Consider the following 24173-nt stretch of genomic DNA (forward strand, 5'->3'; position numbering starts at 1 on the left):
CCTCTTTTCTATTTGTCGGTTTCAATATCCGTAAAGTATCGCTCTACAATCGTCTGCAGGTCGGACGGCAATTGCAGGCGATCGGCACTTGAGAAATAAGAATCCGAATAGTCACCTACCAAATCGGCATAGGGCTGCACGGTTCCTTTAGTTGCGGAAACTGGCCCACGCTGCTCTCCAGCTGCTTGGCCTTCACCAATTTCTCCACTGTCGACTGCCGTTTCACCTTCACCACCGATTCGGGACGGGGTGGTCAACAGCTCTCGGCTTCCCTGCCCTTTGCCGGCTCCTCCACCTTGTCCTTGACCTTGACCTTGTCCTTGACCCTGTCCTTGGCCTTGACCTTGACCTTGTCCTTGACCCTGTCCTTGACCCTGTCCTTGGCCTTGACCTTGACCTTGTCCTTGACCCTGTCCTTGACCCTGTCCTTGGCCTTGACCTTGACCTTGTCCTTGACCCTGTCCTTGACCCTGTCCTTGGCCTTGACCTTGACCTTGTCCTTGACCCTGTCCTTGACCCTGTCCTTGGCCTTGACCTTGACCTTGTCCTTGACCCTGTCCTTGGCCTTGACCTTGACCTTGACTCTGTCCTTTGCCTTGGCCTTGACCCTGACTCTGTCCTTGGCCCTGGCTTTGGCTATTCCCTGAACCATCCTCTGAACTTCCAGCTTCTTCTGCATCTGTTTCGCTTGATGTTTGTCCACCGGCACCGGAACTGTCTGCCTCACCTTCTGAATCCGAAGATTCACCATCAGCAGATCCACTCGGATTTTCCTGGCTGGATTGTTCACGGTTGGCAATGGTCTGCTGCAGCGGAAATGGCACAGGTTTCCCCATATTGCTTAAAGCCGTTTGCGTTTTCCCAGCTTGTTCGGCCAGTTGGTCAGAAGCTTTCTCAAGGTCTTTCGAGGTTGTTTCGGCATCTGGGTTGTTTTTTTCAGCCAGTTGCCGTTTTTTTAAATCCAGTTCTTTTTGTTTTTTTACGATGTCCTTCAAAACCGCTTCCGGATCTTCCTTTTCTTCAATCGTTTCTTTTAAGGCAGTCAATTCTTTTTTGGCTTCTTCCGTTTCTGCCCGCTTTTCCATTTCATCGACTTCTTTTTTGATGTCTTCCACCAATTCCATCTCTCTTTCGGCATCATTCGCCTGATTCTGTAAATTGCTTGGGAACACCAAAAGCACAAGCATCAGGGTGCCGCTGATCACCGTGCCAAAGAGCCACTTAGGCCGCAGCCATGCTTTTCGTTCTTTCCGGAACAGCCGGTAGCTGTACGGAATGATTTGTGCGGTTTTACTGGTCAATTCCTCTGTCAGAGTGTTCTTTTCTTCCAGCCTCCATACTGCCAAAAGCTGATTATGGGGCGTAAAGCGGTCCAGCTCCTGCACCGCCTGTTCGGTGGTCGGCAAGTCTTTGATGGACAATAAAAGCCAGGATATTATAGCCGCAAATCCTGCAGCATATGCATAAAATTCATAATAAGGAAGCATGAACAAGCGCGATATCAATAATAAAGCCGTGGCTGAAACCAATCCTGCAACCAAAGCGAACTGAAAACTGCGGCTGAAATGAAGCAATTTCAACAGGCGCCCTGTTTTTCTGACATACCTGTTAATATCACGATTGTCCATGGAAATCCCTCCTTATTTGTATTTATTCATATTGACGCGCAGCCGTTTGACTGCCAGTAAAATGCAGGCCGCTGACAGGATAATATAGAAGATGGTGTATCCGATCCATAAGGGTATCGGGACCAATGTCAGGCTTTGCAGCTGTTCCTCCATCGGCGGCTGCAGCAAGGTCAGCATAACGGCCGGCGGATTGATGGTCGCCCAAAAATGTGCGATCGGCGACATCGACGGAGCAGCAGTGCCCATTTGCGATATCTGAACCGAGATCAAGAGGAAAAATGCAGTGACGCCTGCAATGAAAATCATCGCTCCATAAGTGGCAATGATGGCGACGATGGTTTTTCTGATCAAGGTCGACAGCATGACTCCGATGCTGGCAATTGCCAGCAAGGTCAGCAGGTAAAAAAGGAAGATGAAAAACAATTGGCTCGGGGAAACCCCGCCATATAAGAATACCAGACTGTAAATAGGCAGACCCGAAACAATCATCAATAACAGAAAAGCAATCGATGACGTCATTTTTCCAAAAATGATCTGGAAAGAGGTCTGAGAAGTTGTCAATAAAATATTCAAGGTCTGTTTTTCACGTTCAGAACTGATGGTCCCTGCCGTCAGTGCCGGAGTGATGAATAGGATCAATCCTAATTGAATATAGGTCATGATGCTGAACAGCATAAAACTCTCATCGGGACGGAAAAATCCATTCCCAGTCAAAGAAGTGGCCAGAAAGATGAAACCAAAAACGAATACACTCATCGCAATCAAGTAGAAAAGAATACCTGTAAAACTTTTCATGTTGCGGAAGCGCAGTTTTAGCTCTTTAATCAGCACGGGGTTAGTAACTAGGGTTTTCATCCGATTTCCACCCCTTTGGTGATTGCCATAAAGACATCTTCCAAATCCGTCTCTTCTTCTGAAAAGGACAGGATCGGCAGTTTTTGAGCTATTGCCTGCTGCAGCAAGCGCAGCTGATCTTCTTCGGTTCCCCGATAGAAAAACTGAATGGTGTTTTTATCTTGCTGTTCTTCAATCTGGGAGACGAAAGGATCCATTTCAAAAAATGGAATGACAGAACGCGTATCCCCCACCACTTTGATACGGAGCACTTTTTCACTTTGCAGCTGAGCTTGAATATCATGGACGGAACCTTGGGCGATCAACTTTCCATTATCGATGACGCCGATGCTGTCGCACATTTCAGCCAGCTCCGGAAGAATGTGTGAAGATATCAAAATGGTTTTGCCCATCGTCTTCAACTCTCTCAGGATATCCCGCATCTCTACGCGGGCACGCGGGTCAAGTCCGGATGCCGGTTCATCCAAAATGAGGATTTTCGGATCATGGATCAAGGCACGCGCTAAACATAGACGTTGCTTCATCCCACGCGACAGCAGATCGACATAGTCATAACGCTTGTGCTCCAGATTGACCAATTCCAAGAGTTTCGGAATCAGTACACCCCGCTCTTTTGGCTTGATGCCATAACTTGCGCCATAAAAATCCAAATATTCATCTGTCTTCAATTGATCATAAACACCGAAGAAATCCGGCATATAGCCGATTTGCCTGCGTACCTCCTGCGGATTCTTAGTGACACTCATTCCATTTATGAAGGCATCCCCTGCTGTCGGTTGGAGAAGTGTAGCCAAAATCGAAAAAGTCGTTGATTTCCCTGCGCCATTCGCACCGACAAAGCCGAAAACAGTACTGTCTTCCACAATCAGGTTCAAATCCTGAAGTGCATAAAAAGAACCGTACTTCTTGGTTAATCCGATTGTCTCAATCATGGGGCAATCACTCCTTTCACTTTGACTTTCGGCACTATGACTTCCGGATTTCCTGAACTCTCGGACATTTTCAGCTTCAGCTTGATCGTCCCTTCAGGACTTAGGTAATTTTTTGCATGATCGGTGAACTTTTGGTTAGACTGGGTGATTTCTTCATACTCTCCACTATCCAGGTTCAAAATGCTGACTGCCAGGGTTTGGCCTGTCGTCGCAACCGACAATTCATTCCAGGAAGCTTTCTTCAGTTCAATATCTTCCGGCAGCGTATAGGTCATGTCATATTCCCCTATTTCCATATAATACAGATAAGGGTCGTTCGACACATTATCAAAATAAGCACCGCTGCTGGCTCCGGCTAAGTCCATAGTAAAAGCATCAGCATTCAAAGAGATGTCCCCACTCAACGACAATTCCGGTTTAAAGCTCTGTGCGATCAAATGGACGGATTTTACCGAAGCCCGTTGATTTTCAAGGGTGATCGGGACGATGGCATCTTTCGTATAGGCAATCACATAAGGAGTTTTGCCACTTTGTGAAATTTGGTCATAGGACGTGGAAAGCAGTGTTTGACGGCGTGCTTTATCCAATGCTTCCAAATCGGAAATCGGCTGGTAACCGTAGGACTGGCCGATTGGGGCGGCAGGCGACAGAATATCTGCCTGCACCTTTTCATCAACCGTTAATTCTTCTCCCGGATTCAAACTTCCCATATCCAACAGGCGTGTCCCTGACCAAATTGAAACATCTTCGACTGCAAACGGAAAGTTGTTCCGGATGGTGCCTGTGATTTTTTCTTCAGCCACTTCCAAATCGATGCTGAAGTTTCCGCTGTCTTCAATATATGTCTGACCCATGATCGATTCGACTGACCAATAGCGCATGTCACGCAAAGTCATTTGATTGCTTGCGGCCCCTTTTTCCATCATTGCGGAAAGGTAAGGCTGCCCCCCTGAAAATTCATTGGCCATGCGGTATGTCATGGTTGTGGAAGAAGGCGCCGAAAATTGATAATTCCCACCCCGATTCGACAGCAATGAATTGACGTAATACCCCTTCAATCCCTGGTCTGCATCCACTTCAAAAAAACCGGTCTGCTGAATTTGCGGATTGCCGATCCGGTCTTTTGCACCAAAAGCGAATAATCCGACCGAGGTCAGCAAAGCGACTGCCGGGATGATGAACCAGGCATATTCCCGCTTATCCTTTTTCTTCAGAACGATATAAAGAACCGGAACAATCAACAGGATATAAAGAAAGATAATGGCAAGGATGAAAGGCTTCGAGACTTCAAAACTCTCGAACAACTCATTGACTTCCCCCACTTCATAGGCCATGTAATCGAGAACCGATTGGCCGCCCATTGAATGGTTATAAGCCATTTGAGCCGGGAAAAATTTGGACAGCATCTGGCTATAGCCTTTTTGTCCGGAAACATTTTCGTCTCCAAGAGAAAAACTCAATTGCGTCAAGCTTCCTGAACCGACTGGCTGCGTAGCGGCCAGTACCTGATTTCCGCTTTTCAGCCTGGTTTCTGCATCTTCTTTTGCAGTTGCCTGATAAGCTGGAACTGATTTTTCAAGTCCAGGTACAGACACTTCATACGGTTCAGCCAATTCCAAGGGCAGGTATTCGCTCAAATTCCCCAGTTCGGCTTCCATATTCCCTGATGAACCAGTGATAACATGGCCGCCTTGCTGAACCCATTGCAGCACTGCCTGCTGCGTCGGCTCCGGTAAATCACTATAGGCAAATTCGTCGATGACCAGGTAATCAATCATGTCCCAAGCCTGCGCTTCTGTCGGCAAGGTGAAACCCTTCAATTGATTGAGGTGAAACACTTCCACCCCTTCACTTGCCGGAACAGCGATCTGCTTCAGTGGCAACAGCCGATCCTGGTTATCCGTCAAGCTGGCGACAAACAGGGTCATTGGCGTGTAATAGGAAGGCTGTATCGTTTTTGATCCTTTAAAAGCGATGGATTCCCCTTCTTCCCAGCCTCCCTCGAATAGGAAGATGCTCTGGTCATTGGGTCCGCCGGTATAATACATATCCGACAAACCTGAAGAAGCGATCTGCAGCGTCTTGGTCTCGCCTTCAGCAAGCTCGATCGGCATCGCTAAACCCGCTCCCAGACTATAGGTCTCTGAATAGCTGAGCACCAGATCACCCGAGAACGCTGAACCCTGATTGGTTACCGTAAATTGCAGCGGCAGCCCTTTTTCATACTTCACCTTGTTTTGAAAACCGGCACTGGAATCCACGGTGATTTGCGGCGCCGCCAAAGATACTTGCGGCATACTGAACAAACTGATAAGCAATGCAAAAGCAAAAAATGCCAGCAAGCGTTTATGCATGGTGATCCCCCTTTTACTCGTCTCTTTATTAGTACGCTGGGAAAGTTAAATAGTTCCATCTTCTCACAAGAAAATCCAATTTTGAGTTTTTTATTTTTGCAAAAAAAAAAGAACAGACAGCATGAGCTGTCCGTTCCTATAATTCAGAAAAGAATCCGTGGATAAAGTCCGGCATAAGGCTCAGGATTTTTTCATCCGGATCCAGTTTTGCATGATGCAATCCGTATGGGGATGAAACGCCTGCCCAGAACATCAGTCCCGGCAGCTGCTCGGTGAAATAACCGAAATCTTCACCTGTCATGGCAGCCTCGCTGCGGATGGCTTCAATAACTTCAGAACTGCTGGCATAGTGAAGAAACTTTTCCGCCAACTCCTCATCATTATTGACTTCCAGATAGCTCGAACCATAATCGATGCTGATCTTGCAGTTGTTGGCTTCCTCGACTGCACGGCAGATGGCTTCGATCCGCTGCTTCATATGAATCATGGATTCACTGTTCAAGGTACGGATCGTCCCTTCCAACCGCGCATGTTCAGCAATGATATTCTGAACCGTTCCGGCACTCATCTTGCCGACTGTCAGTACTGCAGAGTCCATCGGGTTGACATTACGGCTGACAATGGTCTGCAGCTGAATCAGCAGAGAGGCAGCTGCAACAGCCATGTCTTCCGTCAAATGAGGGTATGCTGCATGCCCGCCTTTTCCATGGAGATCGATAAACAGCTCTGACGTATTGGCAAACAGCAAACCAGGCCGGGTGCCGACTGTACCGACCGGCAGCTCAGGCGCAATATGCAGCGCACAAATCACGTCCGGAAGAAAATCCGGTTTGTCATTTTTCAGCCATTCACGAAATGGCAATGCTCCTCCTGGACCTTCTTCTGCAGGCTGAAACAAAATCACGACATCATCCTTGATGGGCTTGTCAATCAGCTTTTCCAGCAAACCGAGTGCCACAGTCATATGGACATCATGTCCACAGGCATGCATATAGCCAGGATGAATCGATTTGAATTCAAATCCAGTCTCTTCTGTGATCGGCAGAGCATCGATGTCCGTACGCCAGCCAATCCGTTTCTTGGGATGGCTGCCCCGCACTTTAACCGCGATGCCGGTACGCCATTCCACCACTTCCAGCCGCTCTTGAGGCAACCGGGAAATGGCTTCCAATAGATAGGCCTGTGTTTTGACTTCCTGAAAACCAATTTCCGGAATCTGATGCAGATCTCTTCTGATTTTCACTAATTCCATTGGGTTCACCGATTACAGCTGTCTTAGTTCTTGTTTGATTTCTGTTTTTGCACGTGTTTTCGCATCCATCAATTTCAGTACACGCGCGGGTGTTCCGCCCACTACTGAGTTTTCAGGAACGTCTTCAATAACGATTGCTCCTGCAGCGACTACTGCTCCTTTGCCGATGCGAACGCCTTCTAGCACTACTGCATTAGCCCCGATCATCACATCATCTTCAACGATGACAGGTGTGGCTGATGCCGGCTCGATAACGCCCGCGAGTACAGCGCCTGCTCCGATGTGGCAGTTTTTGCCGACAGTTGCACGGCCGCCCATGATGACGCCCATGTCGATCATTGTCCCGTCTCCGATTACAGAGCCGATGTTGATGACAGCACCCATCATGATGATGCAGTTATTGCCGATTTCAACGTTTTCACGGATAAATGCACCCGGTTCGATCCGGCTGTTGATGTTCTTCATATCCAATAATGGAATCGCTGAATTTCTGCGGTCATTTTCCACCACTGAATCTTCAATGACAGAAGCATTGGCTTCCAATGCTTTTTGGATATCTGTCCATTCACCGAAAACAGTTACTGAACTGCCTTCACCGAATACTTTTGAATCCGTGCCGTAATCCAAATCAGCAACGCCTTGCCCTTTTATGTATGCTTTTACCGGTGTAGCTTTTTTCGCATTTTGTATGTACGAGATTATTTCGTTTGCATCCATCTGTTTCATCAATAAAACCTCTTTCTATTAGGTGATGCTGTTAGTATATCTGATATCGCATAAAAATTCATCCGCTTCACCTTAATAAAGCGGCATGTTTTTTGACTATATCGACAAATGCCTCTACTTGACGAAGCTGGAAGGCTGATTCGTAGCCGATCAGCCACGTATCACGTGTCAATTCAAGCTCTTCCTCGTTGTTCGTCAAGGGCATCATGTGGACATCTTCTGTACCGGTCAGTGTAATCGATGGAAGGATGGCATAGCCGATGCCATTGACGGCCATCTGTTTGCAGGTTTCGATCTGATCCACTGTGATCTGCCGTTTGGGATTGGAGGCAAAATGCTTTTGCCACCATTGCTGAATTTCCTCGTAATAAGTCGAGTCACTTTTAAACTGGATAAATGGACGCTCTGTCTGAAGAAGCTCTTCAAGTGACCGTATTTCTTTGTCCACCAAATACAAAGTATCTTTGAATAGATGGATTTTTGGCCCTTTCCAGTCGGTATGGCCGCGCACAATTCCGATATGGGCTTCGCCATCGTAAAGCGAGCGGACAATTTCCGAGCTCCAGCCAGTGATCAGTTGAATTTTCGCTTCCGGATAAAGCGTCACAAAATCCTTCAGCACTTTTGGCAGCCAGTTTTGGCCGACAATCGTCGCACATGCAATCTTCAAAGTGCCATGCACTTTGGAAGTCAAGGTATGCAATACTTCGAACACTTCTTCTTTTCGCAGAATCGTTTCATTGGCATATTGAATGACCAATTCCCCTGCAGGTGTCGGAGACAGCCCTTTTTGCGAACGGATAAACAATTGCTGCCCCCAATCCTTTTCAATGGTCTGAAGGCGCTGGGATAGAGCAGGCTGCGATAAAAACAGACGCTCTGCCGCTTTTCTCATATTCCCCTCTTCGGCCAGTACTTTAATGATCAGTTCTTCATTTGACACTGCTCTTCACTCCTTTTTGTCCGCGCAGCCCAAGGATCAGAATAAAGCTGAGAAGCGCGAAAAATGCAGTTACCAGGTATACATTCTGAAGTGCTCCAGCCAATGCCTGCTGCAGGAAGCCCAGCGCGTCAGCTGAAATTCCCGCGCGGCTGTCCATGCTCAATAAGTCATTGATGGAGCTTAAGGAGTAGTTCCTGCCATTGTCTGCGAAATACCGAAGCAACGAACTGTTCAGGATACTGCCAAGCAAGGCGACACCAATCGTACTGCCCAGATTCCGCATGAACATATTTGAAGCAGTGGCCGATCCGCGCAGCTCATAGGAAACAGACGCTTGGATAGTGACGATAAAAGCCGTGCTGGTCAAGCCCATTCCAACGCCGATAAAAAAGCTCGACATAGCTGCCCATAAAGGACCGAAACCAGGCTGCATCAAAACAAACAACAAGCTACCTATTATCAGAAAAGATCCACCAGCCAAAGAGGTTTTGAAGTAACCGATGCTCAGCAGAAGCCTGCCGGAGAAAAAAGCAGCCAGAGGCCAACCAATCGACATGGCCGTCAACGTAAAGCCTGCAATAGCTGCAGGCTGTTCCATCACGCCTGTCACATAAGTGGGCAAATAGCTGGAGATGCTGATCAAAATGACGCCGGTTGCCAGAGAAACCAGATTGGCATAAAGAATGGTTTTATTTCGCCAAATTTCAAAAGGCATCATCGGATCGATGGCTTTCTTCTCTGCTCGAATGAACAACACAAAAAACAGCAGGCTGGCAGCAAGCAATATCACGGATGGCCTGGAAAGCCAGTCAAACGATACGCCTCCTTCCACCAATAGATACAGCATAGTCGATAAAGCAGCCGTCAATAAGGCAGCTCCTTTATAATCGATCACCGGTTTTTTTGTATTTACCGGCTCTTTCAAGAACAGCAAGACGCCAAGCAACGAAACGATGCCAAGCGGCAGGTTCAGCCAGAAGACATATTCCCATCCTACGGTCACCACCAGAACCCCGCCGATTGCAGGCCCAGTGACAGCTGAAATTCCCCAGACACTTGATAGATAGCCTTGGATCTTCGCCCGTTCTTCTCTGGAATAGATGTCGCCGACAATCGTTGTCGCAATCGGCATGACTGCGCCAGCACCCATTCCCTGAATAAACCGGTAGAATATCAATTCGTCTATCGAGTTGGCAAAGCCGCATAATAACGAACCGAACAGAAACAGCAGCATGCCGACAGCAAAGATGCGTTTACGGCCAAATAGATCAGATAATTTCCCGTATAATAAGACCGTCACCGTGCTCATCAACAAATAAGCCGAGAATACCCAACTATATTTTGAAAACCCGCCCAGCTCAGAAGCGATGCTTGGCATGGCAGTCGACACGATTGTGGCTTCGACTGCACTGACGAACATCGCCAACATGACAGAAATCAATACCAGCGGCCTTTTTGTTTTATCCATTCACTAAACCTCTTTTCAACTGACAATAGAAAGCGAAAACGTCCTTGCAGATTGGAGCCACAGCCAGAATGGGCTTATTGCGTTGAACGCTGGAATCCGTCTAATTGAAGAACAGAAATGCCCTAAGCTCCAAAGCATAAAGAAGGCCCCAAAACGAGGCCTTCTCCACTATTGCTGCAATTATCTTTTCAACTGATAAATTTGTTTTTTCAACTGCTTCAACACCACACGACGCGTCAAAATGCCCATAAACATTTCTTCATCGTCTATGACGCAAAGAAAGTTTTGATTGATGACCATATCAAGTGCTTTTTGAAAACGTTCGTTGATGTGGATCAGGGGCAGATCTTTTTCCATGATATCTTCCACGCGGATATCAGAAAGCCGCTCGTATTCTATATGATCCATCCCTAGAATTGCATCAGTAATCCGTTGTGCATTGATCAAGCCGCAAAAGCGGTATTTCGAATCCAACACCGGGATTGCTGAATAGCCCGTTTTCGTCAGTACAAGCAATGCATGTTCAGCACTGTTGCCCATCTGAACATGTGCAACTTTTTCGGAAGAAATGATATAGTCTTCGATTGGTGTATCAAGAAAATCTCTGCTTGGTAATGAAATCATGTACTCTACTCCTTTTGCATCGCCTGTATTAGATGCCACCATTCAGATTTCATCATAACACATCAAGATTCCTGAAACTATTTTATTGCTGTGAAAATTGTCTTAAAAAGGGAATTTATTCAGCCATTGGCCGCCGTCCAAAGTAACGATTTCTCCGTTCATGTATGAGGCTTTTTCCGACATGATGAAGGCTGCAAGTTCCGCTACTTCCTCTGGTTTGCCGAGTCTGCCCAGCGGAATCGATTCCAACGTCCGTTTCGCCGCCTTCTCGGATTCCCACAGTTTATCGGCTCCACCCGTCCGCTCGATCGGGCCTGGCGCTATGCCGTTGACCCGGATGCCGAACTGCGTTCCCCATTCGACAGCGAGCGTCCGCGTCAATGACATGACCCCCGCTTTTGCTGCTGCGGAGTGCGCAACACCAGCTCCAGCATTCCAGGCATACGTGGCAAGCATATTCAGGATATTGCCCTTTGTGCCATTTTCAATCCAATAATTGCCGACGGCATGGGAACAGAAGAAGGTTCCATTCAAAACAATATCAATGACTGATTTCCAGCCATTGGGTGACAATTTTTCCGCATGGACGATAAAGTTTCCGGCCGCATTGTTGACCAGTCCGTCCACCCTGCCGAATTTATCATGGGCGAACTTCACCATCGCTTTGGCATGTTCAGGTTCCCGTACATCCATTTGGAACACTTCTACCGAACCACGCTCTCCTGTAATCGCTTTCACAGCTTCGTTCAATTTTTCCATATCGCGTCCCGTTATGACGACATTGGCCCCTTCAGAAGCGAATTTTTTCGCCATATGTAGCCCCATTCCACTTGAGCCACCTGTAACAATAATCGTTTGATCCGTGAACATACAAACATCCCCTTTGAGTTAGACTATAACTTTTAAATCCTAATTCTCCATCTGCCAGAATTTCGAAAGACTGCTTCTTAAAGCCCGACCGTCCATAGCCAGATGAAGCGGTGTCTAAAAGGTATTTCCTTTTGTTCACCTTACCTAGTAGAGTTCTACAAAACCGCTGATTTCCCCTTCTATCGCATATGCCACATCGGTATACAGTCCCTGCAAATTTTGATATGATAAAGTCGAACTAACCACTATTCGTATGAAAGGAATGAGTTCATGCCAGCTTCAAAATCAGATTCAGATATCGCGCAAGCCATTTTCACGGTTAACCGGCATGCAAAAACCGCTCCCGACAACCACTATTTGTATGCTTTGAAGAAACAAGCCTTAAATATGATGATCGAGCAGGAGCGTGCACAAAAAATCGGTCTGCACTTCAGTAAAAACCCTCAGAAAAGTCAACAACAATCTTCAGTCCTCGTAAAATGCGGCAATTACTATTTTCATATGCTCCCGAAAAAAGAAGATTTCTCGTCACTGGACCATTTAGGCCATCTGGATGATACGTACCGCAATCCTCCAAGCCGCATGAACTTGAAAGTGGCAAAAGAAATTTTGCGCACTCTGACTGGATTGGAACCACAGAAAAAAGAAGCAGCAGCTTCCAATTTCACTAAATCTTATCAACCTCGGCAAGTTGACCGGTTTTATTCGCCTAAAAAATCCTATTTCGATTGACGTTGATCTTCAGCCGGAAACCTGTACAGGTTTCCGGCTTTTCTTATGCCTCGTATTGCCGGATCAAGCTTTGCGTCCCTTTGTCTTCGTAACCTTGAGCCGCTAATTGTTCATACATTTTCAACGACAACTTAAGACCCGGAAGTTCTAACCCCCAACTCTCGGCTTCTTCGGCTGCGATTTTCATATCTTTGATGAAATGCTTGATGTAAAAGCCGGGACGAAAATCTTCATTGATCATCTTTGGCGCCAAATTAGAGAGTGACCATGAACCCGCTGCCCCTGTGGAAATGGAGCGCAGAACCCGCTCTGGATCGAGCCCAGCTTTTTTTGCGTAGATCAGCGATTCACAGACACCGACCATATTACTGGCGATGGTGATCTGATTGCACATTTTGGTATGCTGTCCCGAGCCTGCCGGACCTTGAAAAACAATATTTTCACCGAAGAGATTCAGGATGGGGGAAATTTGTTTAAAAATATCTTTTTCTCCTCCGACCATAATGGACAAAACGCCGTTTCTGGCCCCGATATCCCCTCCGGACACAGGTGCATCCAGTGCATGAAGCCCTTTTTCAGCAGCAGCTTCAAAAATTCTTTGTGCCAGTTGCGGCTTGGAAGTGGTCATGTCCACCAGTACAGAACCTGATTTCGCATGTTGAAGGATGCCTTTGTCACCGAAATACACTTCTTCAACATCAGACGGATAGCCGACCATCGTAAAAATGACTTCGCAATTTTCAGCTACTTGTTTAGGCGAATCCACCAGTATAGCCCCTGCTTCAACCAAATTCTCTGCTTTTTTAGCCGTCCGCGTGTAAATGGAGACTTCATGCTCGTGGTCCAGTAAATGTTTGACCAGGCTATTGCCCATGACTCCCGTTCCAATAAATCCGAGCTTCATATGTATTTCCTCCTTTTGTATTTATCTTCAGTTTAGCAAAAATCTTTGGGATATTCACTTTTAAAACAGAAAAGCGTAAGCAGCTGTTTAGCCCCGACTAGCGCTGGAAGCCTTTCCGGTAATGGCGTTCTTCAGCCATTGCTGGTAAGGCTGAAGCGACTCGAGGGGCTGGCTGCTGGAGTCTAAATACAGAAAAGCGTAAGCTGCTGTTTAGCCCCGACTAGCGCTGGACGCCTTTCCGGTAATGGCGTTCTTCAGCCATTGCTGGTAAGGCTGAAGCGACTCGAGGGGCTGGCTGCTGGAGTCTAAATACAGAAAAGCGTAAGCGCCCAGCTCTTCCAAAACAAAAAAAAGAAGCCGACCCGTAAAACGGACCGACCACAAAAGGGGGAAATGAGAATGTTGCTGTGTTCAAGTATACTATGCCCTTCCTGTAAACACTTTAAACATTTTCTTTTAAATATTTCCCTTTTATTTTTTCGATTTCATCGATGAATTGCGTTGCCTGAGTATCCGGCAATCGCTTATCGCCATACCGGACCTGATCATAGGTCTTGTAGAAAGACTCCGGCACCTCCCATTGCATGCGCGCCACCCACTCCCGAACCGTTTCATACTTCTGCCGTTCCTTGCCATGGCCCTTTGCCATCTGCTCAAGCCCTCGAAAAACTTCTCTGACCTGATGCAGTTCCAGGCTTTGTCCATAAGTAGGATCCGGCGTTTCGACAGGCTGTTCAGCAGATGTATGACTGTATCTTTTAATCGAGGCTTTAGCCTCTTGATCCGGTATTCGGGAATCCGGCCTTATCTTCCTCATCCATATTACCAGTGCAATCGCGCAAGCCAGAACTACAAAGCCCAACAGGATCTCAACCGGAAAATCCGCTGAAATCGCCTCACCCACAGCAGCATCTTCACGAACCGACTCTTCGTCAGGTCCGATCTTGTCTATGGTTTCCTGCACCTCTTCTTCTGTCGATAATCCCGACAAAAATTCACTAACCTGCTCCAGCAAAAGCGCGAGCGGCCAAAACAGGAGCTGGATAGCGCCACCGAGTACCACTCCCACAAACTTTCGAACTTCATCCGCGAAAAAGAGGGTGCTGATTGCCGCTATGGCAGAGGCTCCGGCTACAATACCAAAGGCTCCGGCTGCTTGGCTGAATCGTGCGCCATCTGCCGCTGACTGGAAATAACGGGACAACAATTGGGCTGCCACGTAGAACAGCACCGCTGCAGGCACAAGTGTGAACAGCAACCGGCTTGTCTGCTGGTCTGGATTCACCAAGAGAAGAACCCAGCAGATACTGAAAACCAGTACAAACTTCATCAGGAAATGATGGTCATCGTTAAATTCATCAGCATTGGTTGAATAACGTGCATGCATCAGGTAAATAGCCAGCATCCCTAAAATTGCAGCCAGCCACAGTGGTACACCTGCTCCCCACATACCTCCAGCAGCAACAAGGCAAATTCCAATCATCCAAGATAGCCGATAGATGGATTTTGAAAACAGGAAATAGGCGATACACGAGATCGCCACTGATGCCAACAGCCAGTTCCACAGCACCGGTAAAGCTGCATTCGTTGAAACAAACACCAGAACCAGCGAAACGATGAATGCCTCAAACATAAAATGAATGGCCGGTAGCAAACGTCCCGTCATGCCGGATCACGTTCCTTTCTGTTCCGCACGACTGTCAATTCCGTTCGGCTGCTCCATATTGTGATGAAGCGCGTTGCTTCCTGCGGTTCATCGGTCAATAAATAGGTCGTATACGGCAGTTCTGTGTGCATGTCCAAATGGCCAAGCATCGTACGGTAAGGAAGCGTTGAACTGTTTTTCGATATGACCGACAACAGCTCCAGAGCTTGTTGCCGTTGTTTTTGCCCCTGGCCTGCCGCTAAATACAAATAAGGCATCTTCCCAGCTGAGCGGATGTTTACCGCAATTGCGTAAGGCACTCCCGTAGTGAAGCAGTTCTCAATATAAGATGCCAATTCTTCAATCCGCTCCTCCATATTGTGGATAGTTCCGTAAAGCGTGGAGATGTTCAGTGCAAAAAGCATCGACTCGTTGGCCACCCGGGAAAATATCTTTGTCTGGTAGTTTTGCATTCTGACACTGGCTTTCCAATGAATTTGATTGAATTGATCAGTCGATACATAATCACGTGTACCGATCGGCTGAAACGCATCATCGAATAAGGAATGCTGTAAATTGAATTGACCCGGTTTGTGGCGGGACGGAGCATATCGAAAAGGGGATTTCCGAAGTTTCGGAAATACCAGCTGTTCGTGCAGAATCGTCGGCTGGTATTCTAACGTTATGCTGCCTTCTCCAAATGGATGAGGAATCAACACTTCCATTTTCTTGATGCGTGATACGCCTCTTCTTTCTCCCGTGATGGGCACTTCAATTTCAACCGTCTGATTTCTGCCGATGGTAAAAGGCAAATCCATCTCCACCAGATCTCCATAGCTCGTAATTTTTGTGCCTTTGGGTTCTACGGCGTTGTGAAACCATATTTTCAGTTGACCGCCCCAAATCGGCATTCCGTCATTTTTAAAAACCAACTGCCAGGAAGAATCTCCTCCGTGAAGTACGCGCCTGCGTATTCGATCGTTTTGAAAAGCCAGCTTCTTGCCGACATGCTTAAAGTAAAGCATCTGCAGACTGATTACTGCCAGGACAAAAACGATTGCAGCAGCAGCTGTAAATTGCAGAAATGCCATAGCGATAAAGAACAGGACCATTAAAAGCCCCATTACCCATTTCATGTTTTTCGTATCGTGATCATGGCGTATCCACACCATCTATACTGCCTCTACTGGTGAAGCCACTGATTTCGAGATTTCCTGTAAGATAGTTGAAGGTTCATGGACAAGCATTCCTTCGGCCGTGAGCATCAGACGATGGACTGCAACAGGTTCAAGTATGTATTTGACATCATCCGGCGTCACAAAATTGCGCCCTTCAATGAATGCCCTCCCTTGAGCTGCGTGTACAAGGGCCAGGGCTGCACGGGAACTCAATCCGAGTTCAATGGCTGGATGTTCACGAGTTGCCCGCACAAGCGCTAAAATATAAGTTTCGATGTCTTCGTGCACCGCTATTCTTCCAGCCTCACTATGCCACGTTCTGACGTCTTCTGCTGATGCGACAGGAAGAATTTCTTTTTTGTGCGAAACATTATCCCGGAAGTTGCGGATGATGGCTAGTTCTTCTTCATACTCCGGATAACCGATTTCCAAGCGGAACAGAAAACGGTCCAATTGGGCAGCGGGCAGAGGAAATGTTCCCTGCTGGGATTCCACGGGGTTTTGTGTAGCGATGACAATGAACGGATCCGGCAATTGAACGGTCTCTCCGTCGATGGTCGCCTGTTTCTCTTCCATGGATTCCAGCAGGCTTGACTGCGTCCGTGGGGTCGCACGGTTGATTTCGTCAGCCAGCAGCAAATTGGTTTGTACCGGCCCCGGCCGCAATTCGAATTCCTGGGTTTTGGGATTAAAAAACCGGATTCCTGTCACGTCTGACGGCAACACATCCGGTGTGAATTGAATTCGCTGAAACTGGCCGGAAAATGAACCAGCAAACGCCTTAGCCATCCATGTCTTGCCTGAACCCGGCACACTTTCAAGCAAGACATGCCCCCCTTGAATCAAAGCGATCAGCATGAAGTCAATCTCTTTTCCCCTGCCGACCACCAATTCATTTAACTGTGTTTTGACTTGTGTTAACTTCTCCACCTTATCCCCTCCGCTTTTGTGATCCACTATTATTTAGACGGTTCTTCTGTGTACGTATAGACAGTGATGCCGTGGTGATAGGCGGTTCCTCTGAAATGCTTGAAATCCTCACGCGCGATCAACACTGTCCGGAAATCCAGGAAATCTTCTTTCTCGATGGTAATGGATTCGATTTCCCCATTTTTTAAATCTTCGAGTTGCTGGTTGTAGTCAGTCATGAATTGTTCTCCTTTTGCCTTAGTTTTAATAACTCCTTCTGTTATAATACTAAACGAATGATAAATATCCCATTCGGCAAGCATTATGAGGAGCCACCTTCAGACAGATTCCGAGAATCTGTACTAGGCAATAGTATACAGCAAGATAACAAGGCGGACATCTATGCCCTTAATGCCGTTACTGAAGCGGGGCTTCGGCTTTTATTTTTAGGAGGATTTACATGATCAACTTTTTAAAACAGCATCCCTTGATTTTGATGCTGCCCCTGGCTTTCTTTTTGTATAATTTGGCCTTTGAAAATACCGCCATCTTTTGGTATATGTACACCTTTGCAATGCTGATTTTAATGTCTCTCGCTATAGTATTCGTTAAAATATTCGATGAGCTCGTCACTTGGAAAACATTGATCTATGGCTTAGGCTACGGAACACTTCTTTATGGACTCATTGCGGTTGGATTTCAATTGCTGCAACTGGTTCCCTTAAATATCACGGGATCTGTCGAAAGCTTTCTAACTGCTTTTGCACCTGTCTCGATTTGGCATTACCTCTTATTGATGTTCATCATCGTTCCCGGTGAAGAAGTTTTTTGGCGTGGGCTGGTTCAACAGAAACTGAAACAGTATGTCTCCACTCCAGTGGCAGTGCTGATCAGTTCTGTACTGTTCGGTTCTGCATTGGCATTAGGCGGGTTTTGGCCCGGAGTAGGTGCTGGAATAGCAGCTGGCCTGATTCTGGGACTGCTCTACGAATGGAAAAGAAGTCTGCCGGTCATCATCGTCGCTCACTTGGTCATGATCGTCCTGCTGTTCCTGGTTTTGCCATTACCTGTTTAAGATGAAACATTCCTCCTTCCGAAACGTCTACTAGACAAACCGATAGGAGGAATTTTTTTATGAAGAAGCATTTATTTTTAGGTTCATCCATTCTGACGATTGGTATGTTGTTTGCTGCCTGCGGATCTCCAGATACTGCAGAGGAAAACACAGGAACAGCTCCTGAAGAAGCTGCCGAAGAAGTAGTGGAAGAAGAAACGGATGACAGTGTTTTCGCTGAAGAGGCCGTGGAAGACACTGAAGATACCGAAGAAGAAACCGCTGCAGGTGAAGAGACTGAAGAACCTGAATCTGAACTTGCCGGTAGCCTGACCCAGAGCGAAGAGCAAAACTATGAATTAACCGTTCTTGATGGCTACGAGCTATCTGCCGAAGAACCGGGCAAAGATGCATTGTATGTATCCGACAATTCAGCTGTCTTCATGCGGATCGAGACATTCACTCCTGAAGAAACTGATTTTGCTTCGGCCGAAGAAAACATGCGACAAACCCTTCAGGCGGTTAATCCCGACGAACAGCCTGTGGAAGTTACGGATTTCGATGGATCAGATTTCACCCAATCTGCAGCCTATAAAGTACCAAGTGCTGAAGGCACCGTAACCGGCATCGTCTATGAAAAAGAGAACCTGATCGTGCGCCTGACTATTTTTGATGACAGCACGGTCAATGCTACTGAAGATTTTATCGCCATGGGAAAAACCATCGAATCCTTGGAACAATAAAAAACCAAGTGATTATAGCTTATAGAAAAAGGCCATCCGATGTTCGGATGGCCTTTTTGCTTTGTTCAATAGGATAGGTCTTTAATCGACAAGCCCAATTTCTTCATCAATTCAATGGCTTGTTCTTTTTCTTCACTTGACAGTGCTTCTGTTAATTCATGCAATTTCTTTTCGTGCTCCGGAAAAATCTGAGCCATGAATTCTTTTCCCTGTTCCGATATTTCCGCATAGGTCACGCGGCGGTCATTCGGACAATTGACGCGTGTGATATAACCGCGTTTTTCAAGCTTATCGATGACATACGTGATGGAGCCGCTCGCCAACAGGATTTTGCCCCCTATTTTTTGGAGCGGCTGCTTGCCTTTATGGTATAAAAGCTCCAAAACAGCAAATTCAGTAGGATTTACTCCACTTGCTTGAAAAAACTGATTGGTTTGTTCGGTAATTGCTTTATGCGCACGCGACAACACGATAAATAATTTCAGCGATTGTTTAATATCTTCATTCATCCGATTCACTCTTTCCACTGTTTAAGCTGCATTACACTAATTATAGTCTTTTTCCATCAAAATAACATCTTCCAGGATTTAACCGATGATTACGCGCTCTTTCGGGTAATGGAATTTGGTCGGGTCTGTTTTCCCGCCAATTGTGAAAAGGAATGAGATCAACCCTACACGCCCCACAAACATTAAGGCCATGATGATGACCTTTCCGGTAGACGACAAATCACCTGTTATCCCCAGCGACATTCCACAAGTTCCGAAAGCAGAAGTGATTTCAAAAATAACTTCTACGATTGTCGCTTGGGGCTCAGTGATGAGCAAGGCGATGGTTGCGACGAGTACCATGAAAAATGCCAGAAAAATGACAGCAAATGATCGGAAAACATCAATCAATTCAATTTCCCGCTTAAAAATTTGAATGGTGTTTTTCCCGCGCGCAAAATTAATCAAAAAGAGGATGGCGATTGCAAAAGTCGTTGTCCGAATTCCTCCTCCTGCCGAACTTGGAGAAGCACCGATGAACATCAACGCACTCATGAAGACATTTGTTGCATCACTGAATTGTGTGATATCCACTGTCACCAATCCACCGGAACGGGAAGAAACCGAATGGAAAATTGCCGCGAATGCAGATTCGTGCCAGCTCATCCCTTTAAAGGCACGGAAGGATTCCAGCAATAGGATGCCGACTGTTCCGACCGCCAGCAAAATAGCGAATATGCTTGTGGTGATTTTGGTAAATAAAGAGAATCGGAAATACTTTTGTTTGTTTGACAGAAACTCTTTTACTTCAATCAGTACCGGGAAACCGATCGCTCCTAAAATGATGAGGATCATATTGATGATTTGCACGAAATAATCATTGAAATAAGGCATCAATGATTCTCCTGTAATATCAAATCCGCCGTTCGTTGTCGCAGTTACTGATCCAAACACGCCATGGAGCAAAGCTTCCTGGAACGTCGGAAAAAACTGCGTGAAATAAATCGTCAGAATAAGAGCCCCCACTGCTTCGATCAGCAGCAGGATCTTGACGATTTCACGGATCAGCTTGACCACACCCGCCATGCTCGATTGGTTATGGTCAACCATGATCAGTTGGCGTTCACGCAAGCCAATTCGCTTCCCGACAAGGAGCCAAAAAAACGTTCCGATGGACATGATGCCAATGCCGCCCAGCTGCAAAATCACCATTAGAACGACAATGCCAAATACCGTGTAGGTTTCGACAACATTGATGACAGTTAAACCTGTTACACTCACAGCACTGACTGCCGTAAAGAGGCTGTCGATTAAGGGGATGGTCATCCCTGGTTTATGGACATTCGGTAACCTCAATAATAAGAAGGAAACTGCAATTGCCACAAAATAATACGAAACTATTGCCTGGGCAGGTGTCAGATTCCGTACTTTTTGAAATGATTTATTCATAAGACATTGATTCCCTTCAGCGTTTACTCTCTCCCCATTCTATGAAAAGAATAGACAAAAAGAAAGAGAAATCGAAAATCTATTTAAGAAGAACAAATGGGCTTCAATTGCTATAAGCCGATAGAGCAGGGATATGTACTTGATGGACCTCCTATCACTTTGCTCAATTTCTGTGTAGTTTCGTCCATCTGAGCGGTAAAAAAGAAAATCCCTTTCTTCTATGAATAGGTAAAAAGGAAAAGAGCAGAAGATTCACTTCTACTCTTTCTCTTTATTTCCTTGTTCATTTTGTGGCTTCGAAGAGTTCCCACTTTGCTTCTGATCTTGTTTTTCATCTTTACTGCTGTGATCGGGAGCCTGGCTGTCTTTCTTCTCTTGATCCATTGAAGGTCGAGGTTCGGTTTTATGAATGGAATTATTGCTGGCTGCTGGGGTATCCTTCTTCTTTTGCTGTCCTGGCGCTTCATTGTTTGGGCGAGCTTTGTTCTCTGACGGATTCTTTTCTTTGTGTTCTGCTGGGTTCTTTTCTTTTTTCTCAGCAGGTTTTTCTTTTGGAGCAGGCTTGTTTGAATTGTTCTTTTCCTCCGTTTTTACAGGAGGAGCTTTTTCGGTTTTGGCTGCAGGCTCTTCAGCTTTCCTGTTTGGCTTCTGTGTTTTTTGCTGCTCTGTTTTTGGTGATGGATTGTTTTGTTTCTTTTCTGCTGCAGGCGGAGCTGGTTTCTTCTCACCTCTTGGAGGAATTGTCTTGTTTTTATCTGCCGGCTTGGTATTCTTTGTTTCTTTCTCATGATTCTTTCCGTTATTATTGGTTGGCGGTTTTTGCTCATTGACCGCTTTGTTTTCTTTTGGCACCGTTACGGCCTCGGCCTCTTCCCCCGATTTCCGCACATCAGGCTGCTGCTGGATTTTCAAGGTTTCGGTTTTTTTGATCATTTGTCCAACAGGGACGTGATCTTCTCTTGATTGACGCCATTGCGCCTTTGTGGCTTCCTTCATCTGAATTGCCATTTGCTTATTTTTCGCATCTGAAGAAACCGCAAGAACAACTTTCTTGATAGCCTTGTCAAAGTCACTGTCATCTTCTTCAACTGCCGTAATCGTAATTTGTTCTGTCTGGTCTGTCACCGCTATTTCAAAAACGCGGCTCAGCACATCTAACAGGGAGTCATTTTTCCAATCATCCAGTTGATGAATCAACTCGTGTCCGTCACTGTTCAATTCACGAATCGATACCACTTCATACTGGTCATTGATCCCCAGTTCAACACCGGGGTTGATTTGAACCTGTACATAGCCGAAAGCTTCTTCAGCAGGTGATACCAAACCAGACATAAACAGAACCAAAGCAGCCACTGCCGCGATTACAGGTGCCATAATCGGCTGCCAGCGAACTGCCGGTTTTTTTTCGTATGGATAAAAAGAAGCTTCTTCTCCTATTGACGGATTCCCTGCAGGCGTCCCTTTGATGAACCGGCCATTTGCCATCAGAAAAATGGAGCGGTCCTGATTCAGTTCTATGCATATTCCCGATTGTCTCCGCATCAGTTTAACCGCCCCTTCAAATAATCTTTTAAAAAATGCAAATCGCTCATCTGCAGCAACGCCATAGCGATTATGTACTTTCGATTGCGTTCAATCGTTTTTCGTGAAACCTTAACCAACTTTTCAATCTCCTTGATCGGCAATTTTCTCTTTTCCAATAAGTATTGGTTATATTCATCGGTTTCAGCTACCAATTGGGCAATCTGGATGGAAGTGATGCGTGCATCCTGATGAGCTGGCGACACTTTAACCAGTTCCTGAAAGGACAAGCCGAATTCCCGGAGAATCTCTTCGTATAAAGCGATTTCCTCCCGTCTTTTCTGGTTCTGCTGATTGGTGTCGTATGCTTCGGAAGCGGCATAATCTGCTATGCCATTATGCGTTTCCGGCTCTGCTGCCGGCATGAAATCATGGCTGAATTCGTCCCGGCGGCTTTCCTTGCGTATAAAATCAATGACACGCCTACGGATGACCATGTGGGCAAATGTCAGAAATGAAGCATTATTGGTATGGTCAAACTTTTGCACAGCTTCGTTAAAAGCAGAAAGCGCCACACTGTATTCATCATCATGATCGTCGATAAATCGTTTGCATACTTGTGATGCCGTCTTTTTCATAAAGGGTGAATAGGAAAAAAGCAAGTCATGCAAAGCCTGCTCATCACCGTCCTGAGCTTGTATTACCAATATTTCAGCATTGGATTTTTCGATACGTCCAAATCGCCCACCCAATGAAGTTAAAAGCACACCACTCACCTCTTCTCAAAGTCATTGCCTACTTGATTGTAACTTTGAAGGATTCAATTGAAAAGAGGCAGGTTTTTCTGTTCTTACCATTATTCGCTTTTAAAATGGTTCTTTTGTGGGTAGCCGATTCGACTTCTTAAAAGTCTATAGAAAAAAGGTACATTGAATTGGATTCAATGCACCTTTTTTAGTTTTTCCTTACAGGAACACGCTCTTATTTAACTTCCTGCTCCTTAACCTGTTCTTTATTCTGTTTGACTCCGAGAATTCCTCCAACTACAACGATGCCAAGGAGTACTGTCCAGAAGATTAATGTCCATGGTGTTGAGTGTGGGAAATCGTGTGGCAGAATCCCGACATTTTCGTGGGATAAAGTCATGACCAATAATTTCACGCCGACCCATCCAACAATAACAAAAGCTGCTGTTTCGAGCTGTGGGTATTTTTCAAGCAATTGCACAAATTTATGTGCTGCAAATCGCATGATGATTACTCCGATCAATCCACCGGCAAGCATGACCATAAACTGGCCTGAGTTAATGCCGCCTATATCTTCCATATTGAAGACAGTCAAATGCGGCAAGGTTACTGCCAACGCAACCGCTGCCAGCATTGAGTCGATGGCAAATGCAATATCGGCCAACTCCACTTTCAATACGGTCATCCAAAAACTTGAACCTTTTTTCTCAGGTTTTGCATCCACGCCTTCAAGAATCTCGTCTGTATCCCCTTTGCGCTGATCATATATGCTCTTGATTGAAATAAACAATAGATAAGCTGCTCCAAGTGCTTGGATCTGCCAAATATTAACTAACAGTGTAATCATGAATAATGCTGCAAAGCGGAAGACGAAAGCTCCTACCAATCCATAAAACAATGCTTTCTTCTGTTGCTCTTTCGGTAAATGCTTAACCATTACTGCCATTACCACTGCATTATCTGCAGCCAGTAGCCCTTCAAGTCCAACTAATACCAATAGGACCCAGGCATACTCCAATAAAATTGCTTCCATTCCGCTTTCTCCTCCTATTTTTGCCACCAAAAAAGACCTCCGCCTAAATAAAGGCAAAGGTCTCGCTAAGCAAAATTCGTTTGCTATCACAACCGATGGCTACTAACCATGTATTGACG

23 protein-coding genes are annotated in these 24173 nt (G+C 46.0%); 3 read left to right on the forward strand and 20 right to left on the reverse strand.

Annotation, left to right across the window (positions count from 1 at the left end):
• Positions 1 to 8: 8 nt before the first annotated feature.
• From K8U60_RS02245 to fadH, 10 genes are all read right to left on the reverse strand, one after another.
• The gene (locus tag K8U60_RS02245; RefSeq protein ID WP_223633747.1) at positions 9 to 1628 is read right to left on the reverse strand and encodes a hypothetical protein; all 1620 of its coding nucleotides are present in this window, start codon (positions 1626 to 1628) and stop codon (positions 9 to 11) included.
• Between the two features lie 12 nt (positions 1629 to 1640).
• Positions 1641 to 2483: an ABC transporter permease gene (locus tag K8U60_RS02250; protein WP_223633751.1), complete on the reverse strand. Its 843-nt coding sequence runs from the start codon at positions 2481 to 2483 to the stop codon at positions 1641 to 1643.
• A complete protein-coding gene (locus K8U60_RS02255) occupies positions 2480 to 3415 on the reverse strand; it encodes an ABC transporter ATP-binding protein (protein WP_223633754.1) in 936 nt (311 codons plus the stop codon). Before K8U60_RS02255 ends, K8U60_RS02250 begins: the two co-directional genes overlap by 4 nt.
• Positions 3412 to 5769 (reverse strand): hypothetical protein, encoded by a 2358-nt coding sequence (locus K8U60_RS02260; protein ID WP_223633757.1) that lies wholly within the window; start codon positions 5767 to 5769, stop codon positions 3412 to 3414. Before K8U60_RS02260 ends, K8U60_RS02255 begins: the two co-directional genes overlap by 4 nt.
• 136 nt (positions 5770 to 5905) lie before the next feature.
• Complete coding sequence (locus tag K8U60_RS02265) at positions 5906 to 7021, reverse strand: N-acetyldiaminopimelate deacetylase (protein ID WP_223633760.1); 1116 nt, start codon at positions 7019 to 7021, stop codon at positions 5906 to 5908.
• Positions 7022 to 7033: 12 nt separating this feature from the next.
• Positions 7034 to 7747 (reverse strand): 2,3,4,5-tetrahydropyridine-2,6-dicarboxylate N-acetyltransferase, encoded by a 714-nt coding sequence (gene dapD / locus K8U60_RS02270; RefSeq protein WP_223633763.1) that lies wholly within the window; start codon positions 7745 to 7747, stop codon positions 7034 to 7036.
• A gap of 67 nt (positions 7748 to 7814) precedes the next feature.
• Positions 7815 to 8690, reverse strand: a complete 876-nt coding sequence (locus K8U60_RS02275) for a LysR family transcriptional regulator (RefSeq protein WP_223633766.1) — start codon at positions 8688 to 8690, stop codon at positions 7815 to 7817.
• Positions 8680 to 10158, reverse strand: coding sequence for an MDR family MFS transporter (locus tag K8U60_RS02280; protein ID WP_223633769.1), 1479 nt, complete (start codon positions 10156 to 10158; stop codon positions 8680 to 8682). Before K8U60_RS02280 ends, K8U60_RS02275 begins: the two co-directional genes overlap by 11 nt.
• Before the next feature lie 180 nt (positions 10159 to 10338).
• Positions 10339 to 10782: a cyclic-di-AMP-binding protein CbpB gene (cbpB, locus tag K8U60_RS02285; protein ID WP_223633772.1), complete on the reverse strand. Its 444-nt coding sequence runs from the start codon at positions 10780 to 10782 to the stop codon at positions 10339 to 10341.
• Positions 10783 to 10884: 102 nt separating this feature from the next.
• Positions 10885 to 11652, reverse strand: a complete 768-nt coding sequence (gene fadH, locus K8U60_RS02290; RefSeq protein WP_223633774.1) for a 2,4-dienoyl-CoA reductase — start codon at positions 11650 to 11652, stop codon at positions 10885 to 10887.
• Between the two features lie 270 nt (positions 11653 to 11922).
• Between fadH and K8U60_RS02295 the strand changes: the two genes are divergently transcribed.
• Positions 11923 to 12384 carry a YkyB family protein gene (locus K8U60_RS02295; protein ID WP_223633778.1) on the forward strand — a complete coding sequence of 154 codons (462 nt, stop codon included), beginning with the start codon at positions 11923 to 11925 and terminating at the stop codon, positions 12382 to 12384.
• A gap of 43 nt (positions 12385 to 12427) precedes the next feature.
• Here the strand turns inward: K8U60_RS02295 and K8U60_RS02300 are convergent, their stop codons facing one another.
• The 5 genes from K8U60_RS02300 to K8U60_RS02320 all read right to left on the reverse strand — a co-directional run bounded on the left by K8U60_RS02300 (position 12428) and on the right by K8U60_RS02320 (position 17259).
• The gene (locus K8U60_RS02300) at positions 12428 to 13288 is read right to left on the reverse strand and encodes an NAD(P)-dependent oxidoreductase (RefSeq protein ID WP_223633781.1); all 861 of its coding nucleotides are present in this window, start codon (positions 13286 to 13288) and stop codon (positions 12428 to 12430) included.
• 442 nt (positions 13289 to 13730) lie between these two features.
• Positions 13731 to 14954: a hypothetical protein gene (locus tag K8U60_RS02305; RefSeq protein WP_223633783.1), complete on the reverse strand. Its 1224-nt coding sequence runs from the start codon at positions 14952 to 14954 to the stop codon at positions 13731 to 13733.
• A complete protein-coding gene (locus K8U60_RS02310) occupies positions 14951 to 16105 on the reverse strand; it encodes a DUF58 domain-containing protein (RefSeq protein ID WP_223633786.1) in 1155 nt (384 codons plus the stop codon). The genes K8U60_RS02305 and K8U60_RS02310 overlap by 4 nt, the downstream gene beginning before the upstream one ends.
• Positions 16106 to 17041, reverse strand: coding sequence for an AAA family ATPase (locus K8U60_RS02315; RefSeq protein ID WP_223633791.1), 936 nt, complete (start codon positions 17039 to 17041; stop codon positions 16106 to 16108).
• Positions 17042 to 17070: 29 nt separating this feature from the next.
• Positions 17071 to 17259 (reverse strand): hypothetical protein, encoded by a 189-nt coding sequence (locus K8U60_RS02320; protein WP_223633793.1) that lies wholly within the window; start codon positions 17257 to 17259, stop codon positions 17071 to 17073.
• A 221-nt stretch (positions 17260 to 17480) separates the two neighbouring features.
• Between K8U60_RS02320 and K8U60_RS02325 the strand changes: the two genes are divergently transcribed.
• Both K8U60_RS02325 and K8U60_RS02330 read left to right on the forward strand, forming a co-directional pair.
• Entirely contained in the window at positions 17481 to 18095 is a 615-nt protein-coding gene (locus K8U60_RS02325; RefSeq protein WP_223633796.1) for a CPBP family intramembrane glutamic endopeptidase, read from the forward strand.
• Positions 18096 to 18154: 59 nt separating this feature from the next.
• Positions 18155 to 18817 (forward strand): hypothetical protein, encoded by a 663-nt coding sequence (locus K8U60_RS02330; RefSeq protein ID WP_223633799.1) that lies wholly within the window; start codon positions 18155 to 18157, stop codon positions 18815 to 18817.
• A gap of 65 nt (positions 18818 to 18882) precedes the next feature.
• Here the strand turns inward: K8U60_RS02330 and K8U60_RS02335 are convergent, their stop codons facing one another.
• From K8U60_RS02335 to K8U60_RS02355, 5 genes are all read right to left on the reverse strand, one after another.
• Complete coding sequence (locus tag K8U60_RS02335; protein WP_223633802.1) at positions 18883 to 19326, reverse strand: MarR family winged helix-turn-helix transcriptional regulator; 444 nt, start codon at positions 19324 to 19326, stop codon at positions 18883 to 18885.
• Between the two features lie 78 nt (positions 19327 to 19404).
• Positions 19405 to 20754, reverse strand: a complete 1350-nt coding sequence (locus K8U60_RS02340) for a TrkH family potassium uptake protein (protein WP_223633805.1) — start codon at positions 20752 to 20754, stop codon at positions 19405 to 19407.
• A gap of 258 nt (positions 20755 to 21012) precedes the next feature.
• Positions 21013 to 22296 carry an anti-sigma-I factor RsgI family protein gene (locus K8U60_RS02345; RefSeq protein WP_431466065.1) on the reverse strand — a complete coding sequence of 428 codons (1284 nt, stop codon included), beginning with the start codon at positions 22294 to 22296 and terminating at the stop codon, positions 21013 to 21015.
• Positions 22296 to 23042: an RNA polymerase sigma-I factor gene (gene sigI, locus K8U60_RS02350; RefSeq protein WP_223633811.1), complete on the reverse strand. Its 747-nt coding sequence runs from the start codon at positions 23040 to 23042 to the stop codon at positions 22296 to 22298. The genes K8U60_RS02345 and sigI overlap by 1 nt, the downstream gene beginning before the upstream one ends.
• Before the next feature lie 214 nt (positions 23043 to 23256).
• Positions 23257 to 24054 (reverse strand): TerC family protein, encoded by a 798-nt coding sequence (locus tag K8U60_RS02355; RefSeq protein WP_223633814.1) that lies wholly within the window; start codon positions 24052 to 24054, stop codon positions 23257 to 23259.
• Between the last annotated feature and the right edge of the window lie 119 nt (positions 24055 to 24173).

It is taken from the genome of Planococcus circulans, from assembly GCF_020023385.1.
Classification (GTDB): Bacteria; Bacillota; Bacilli; order Bacillales_A; family Planococcaceae; genus Planococcus.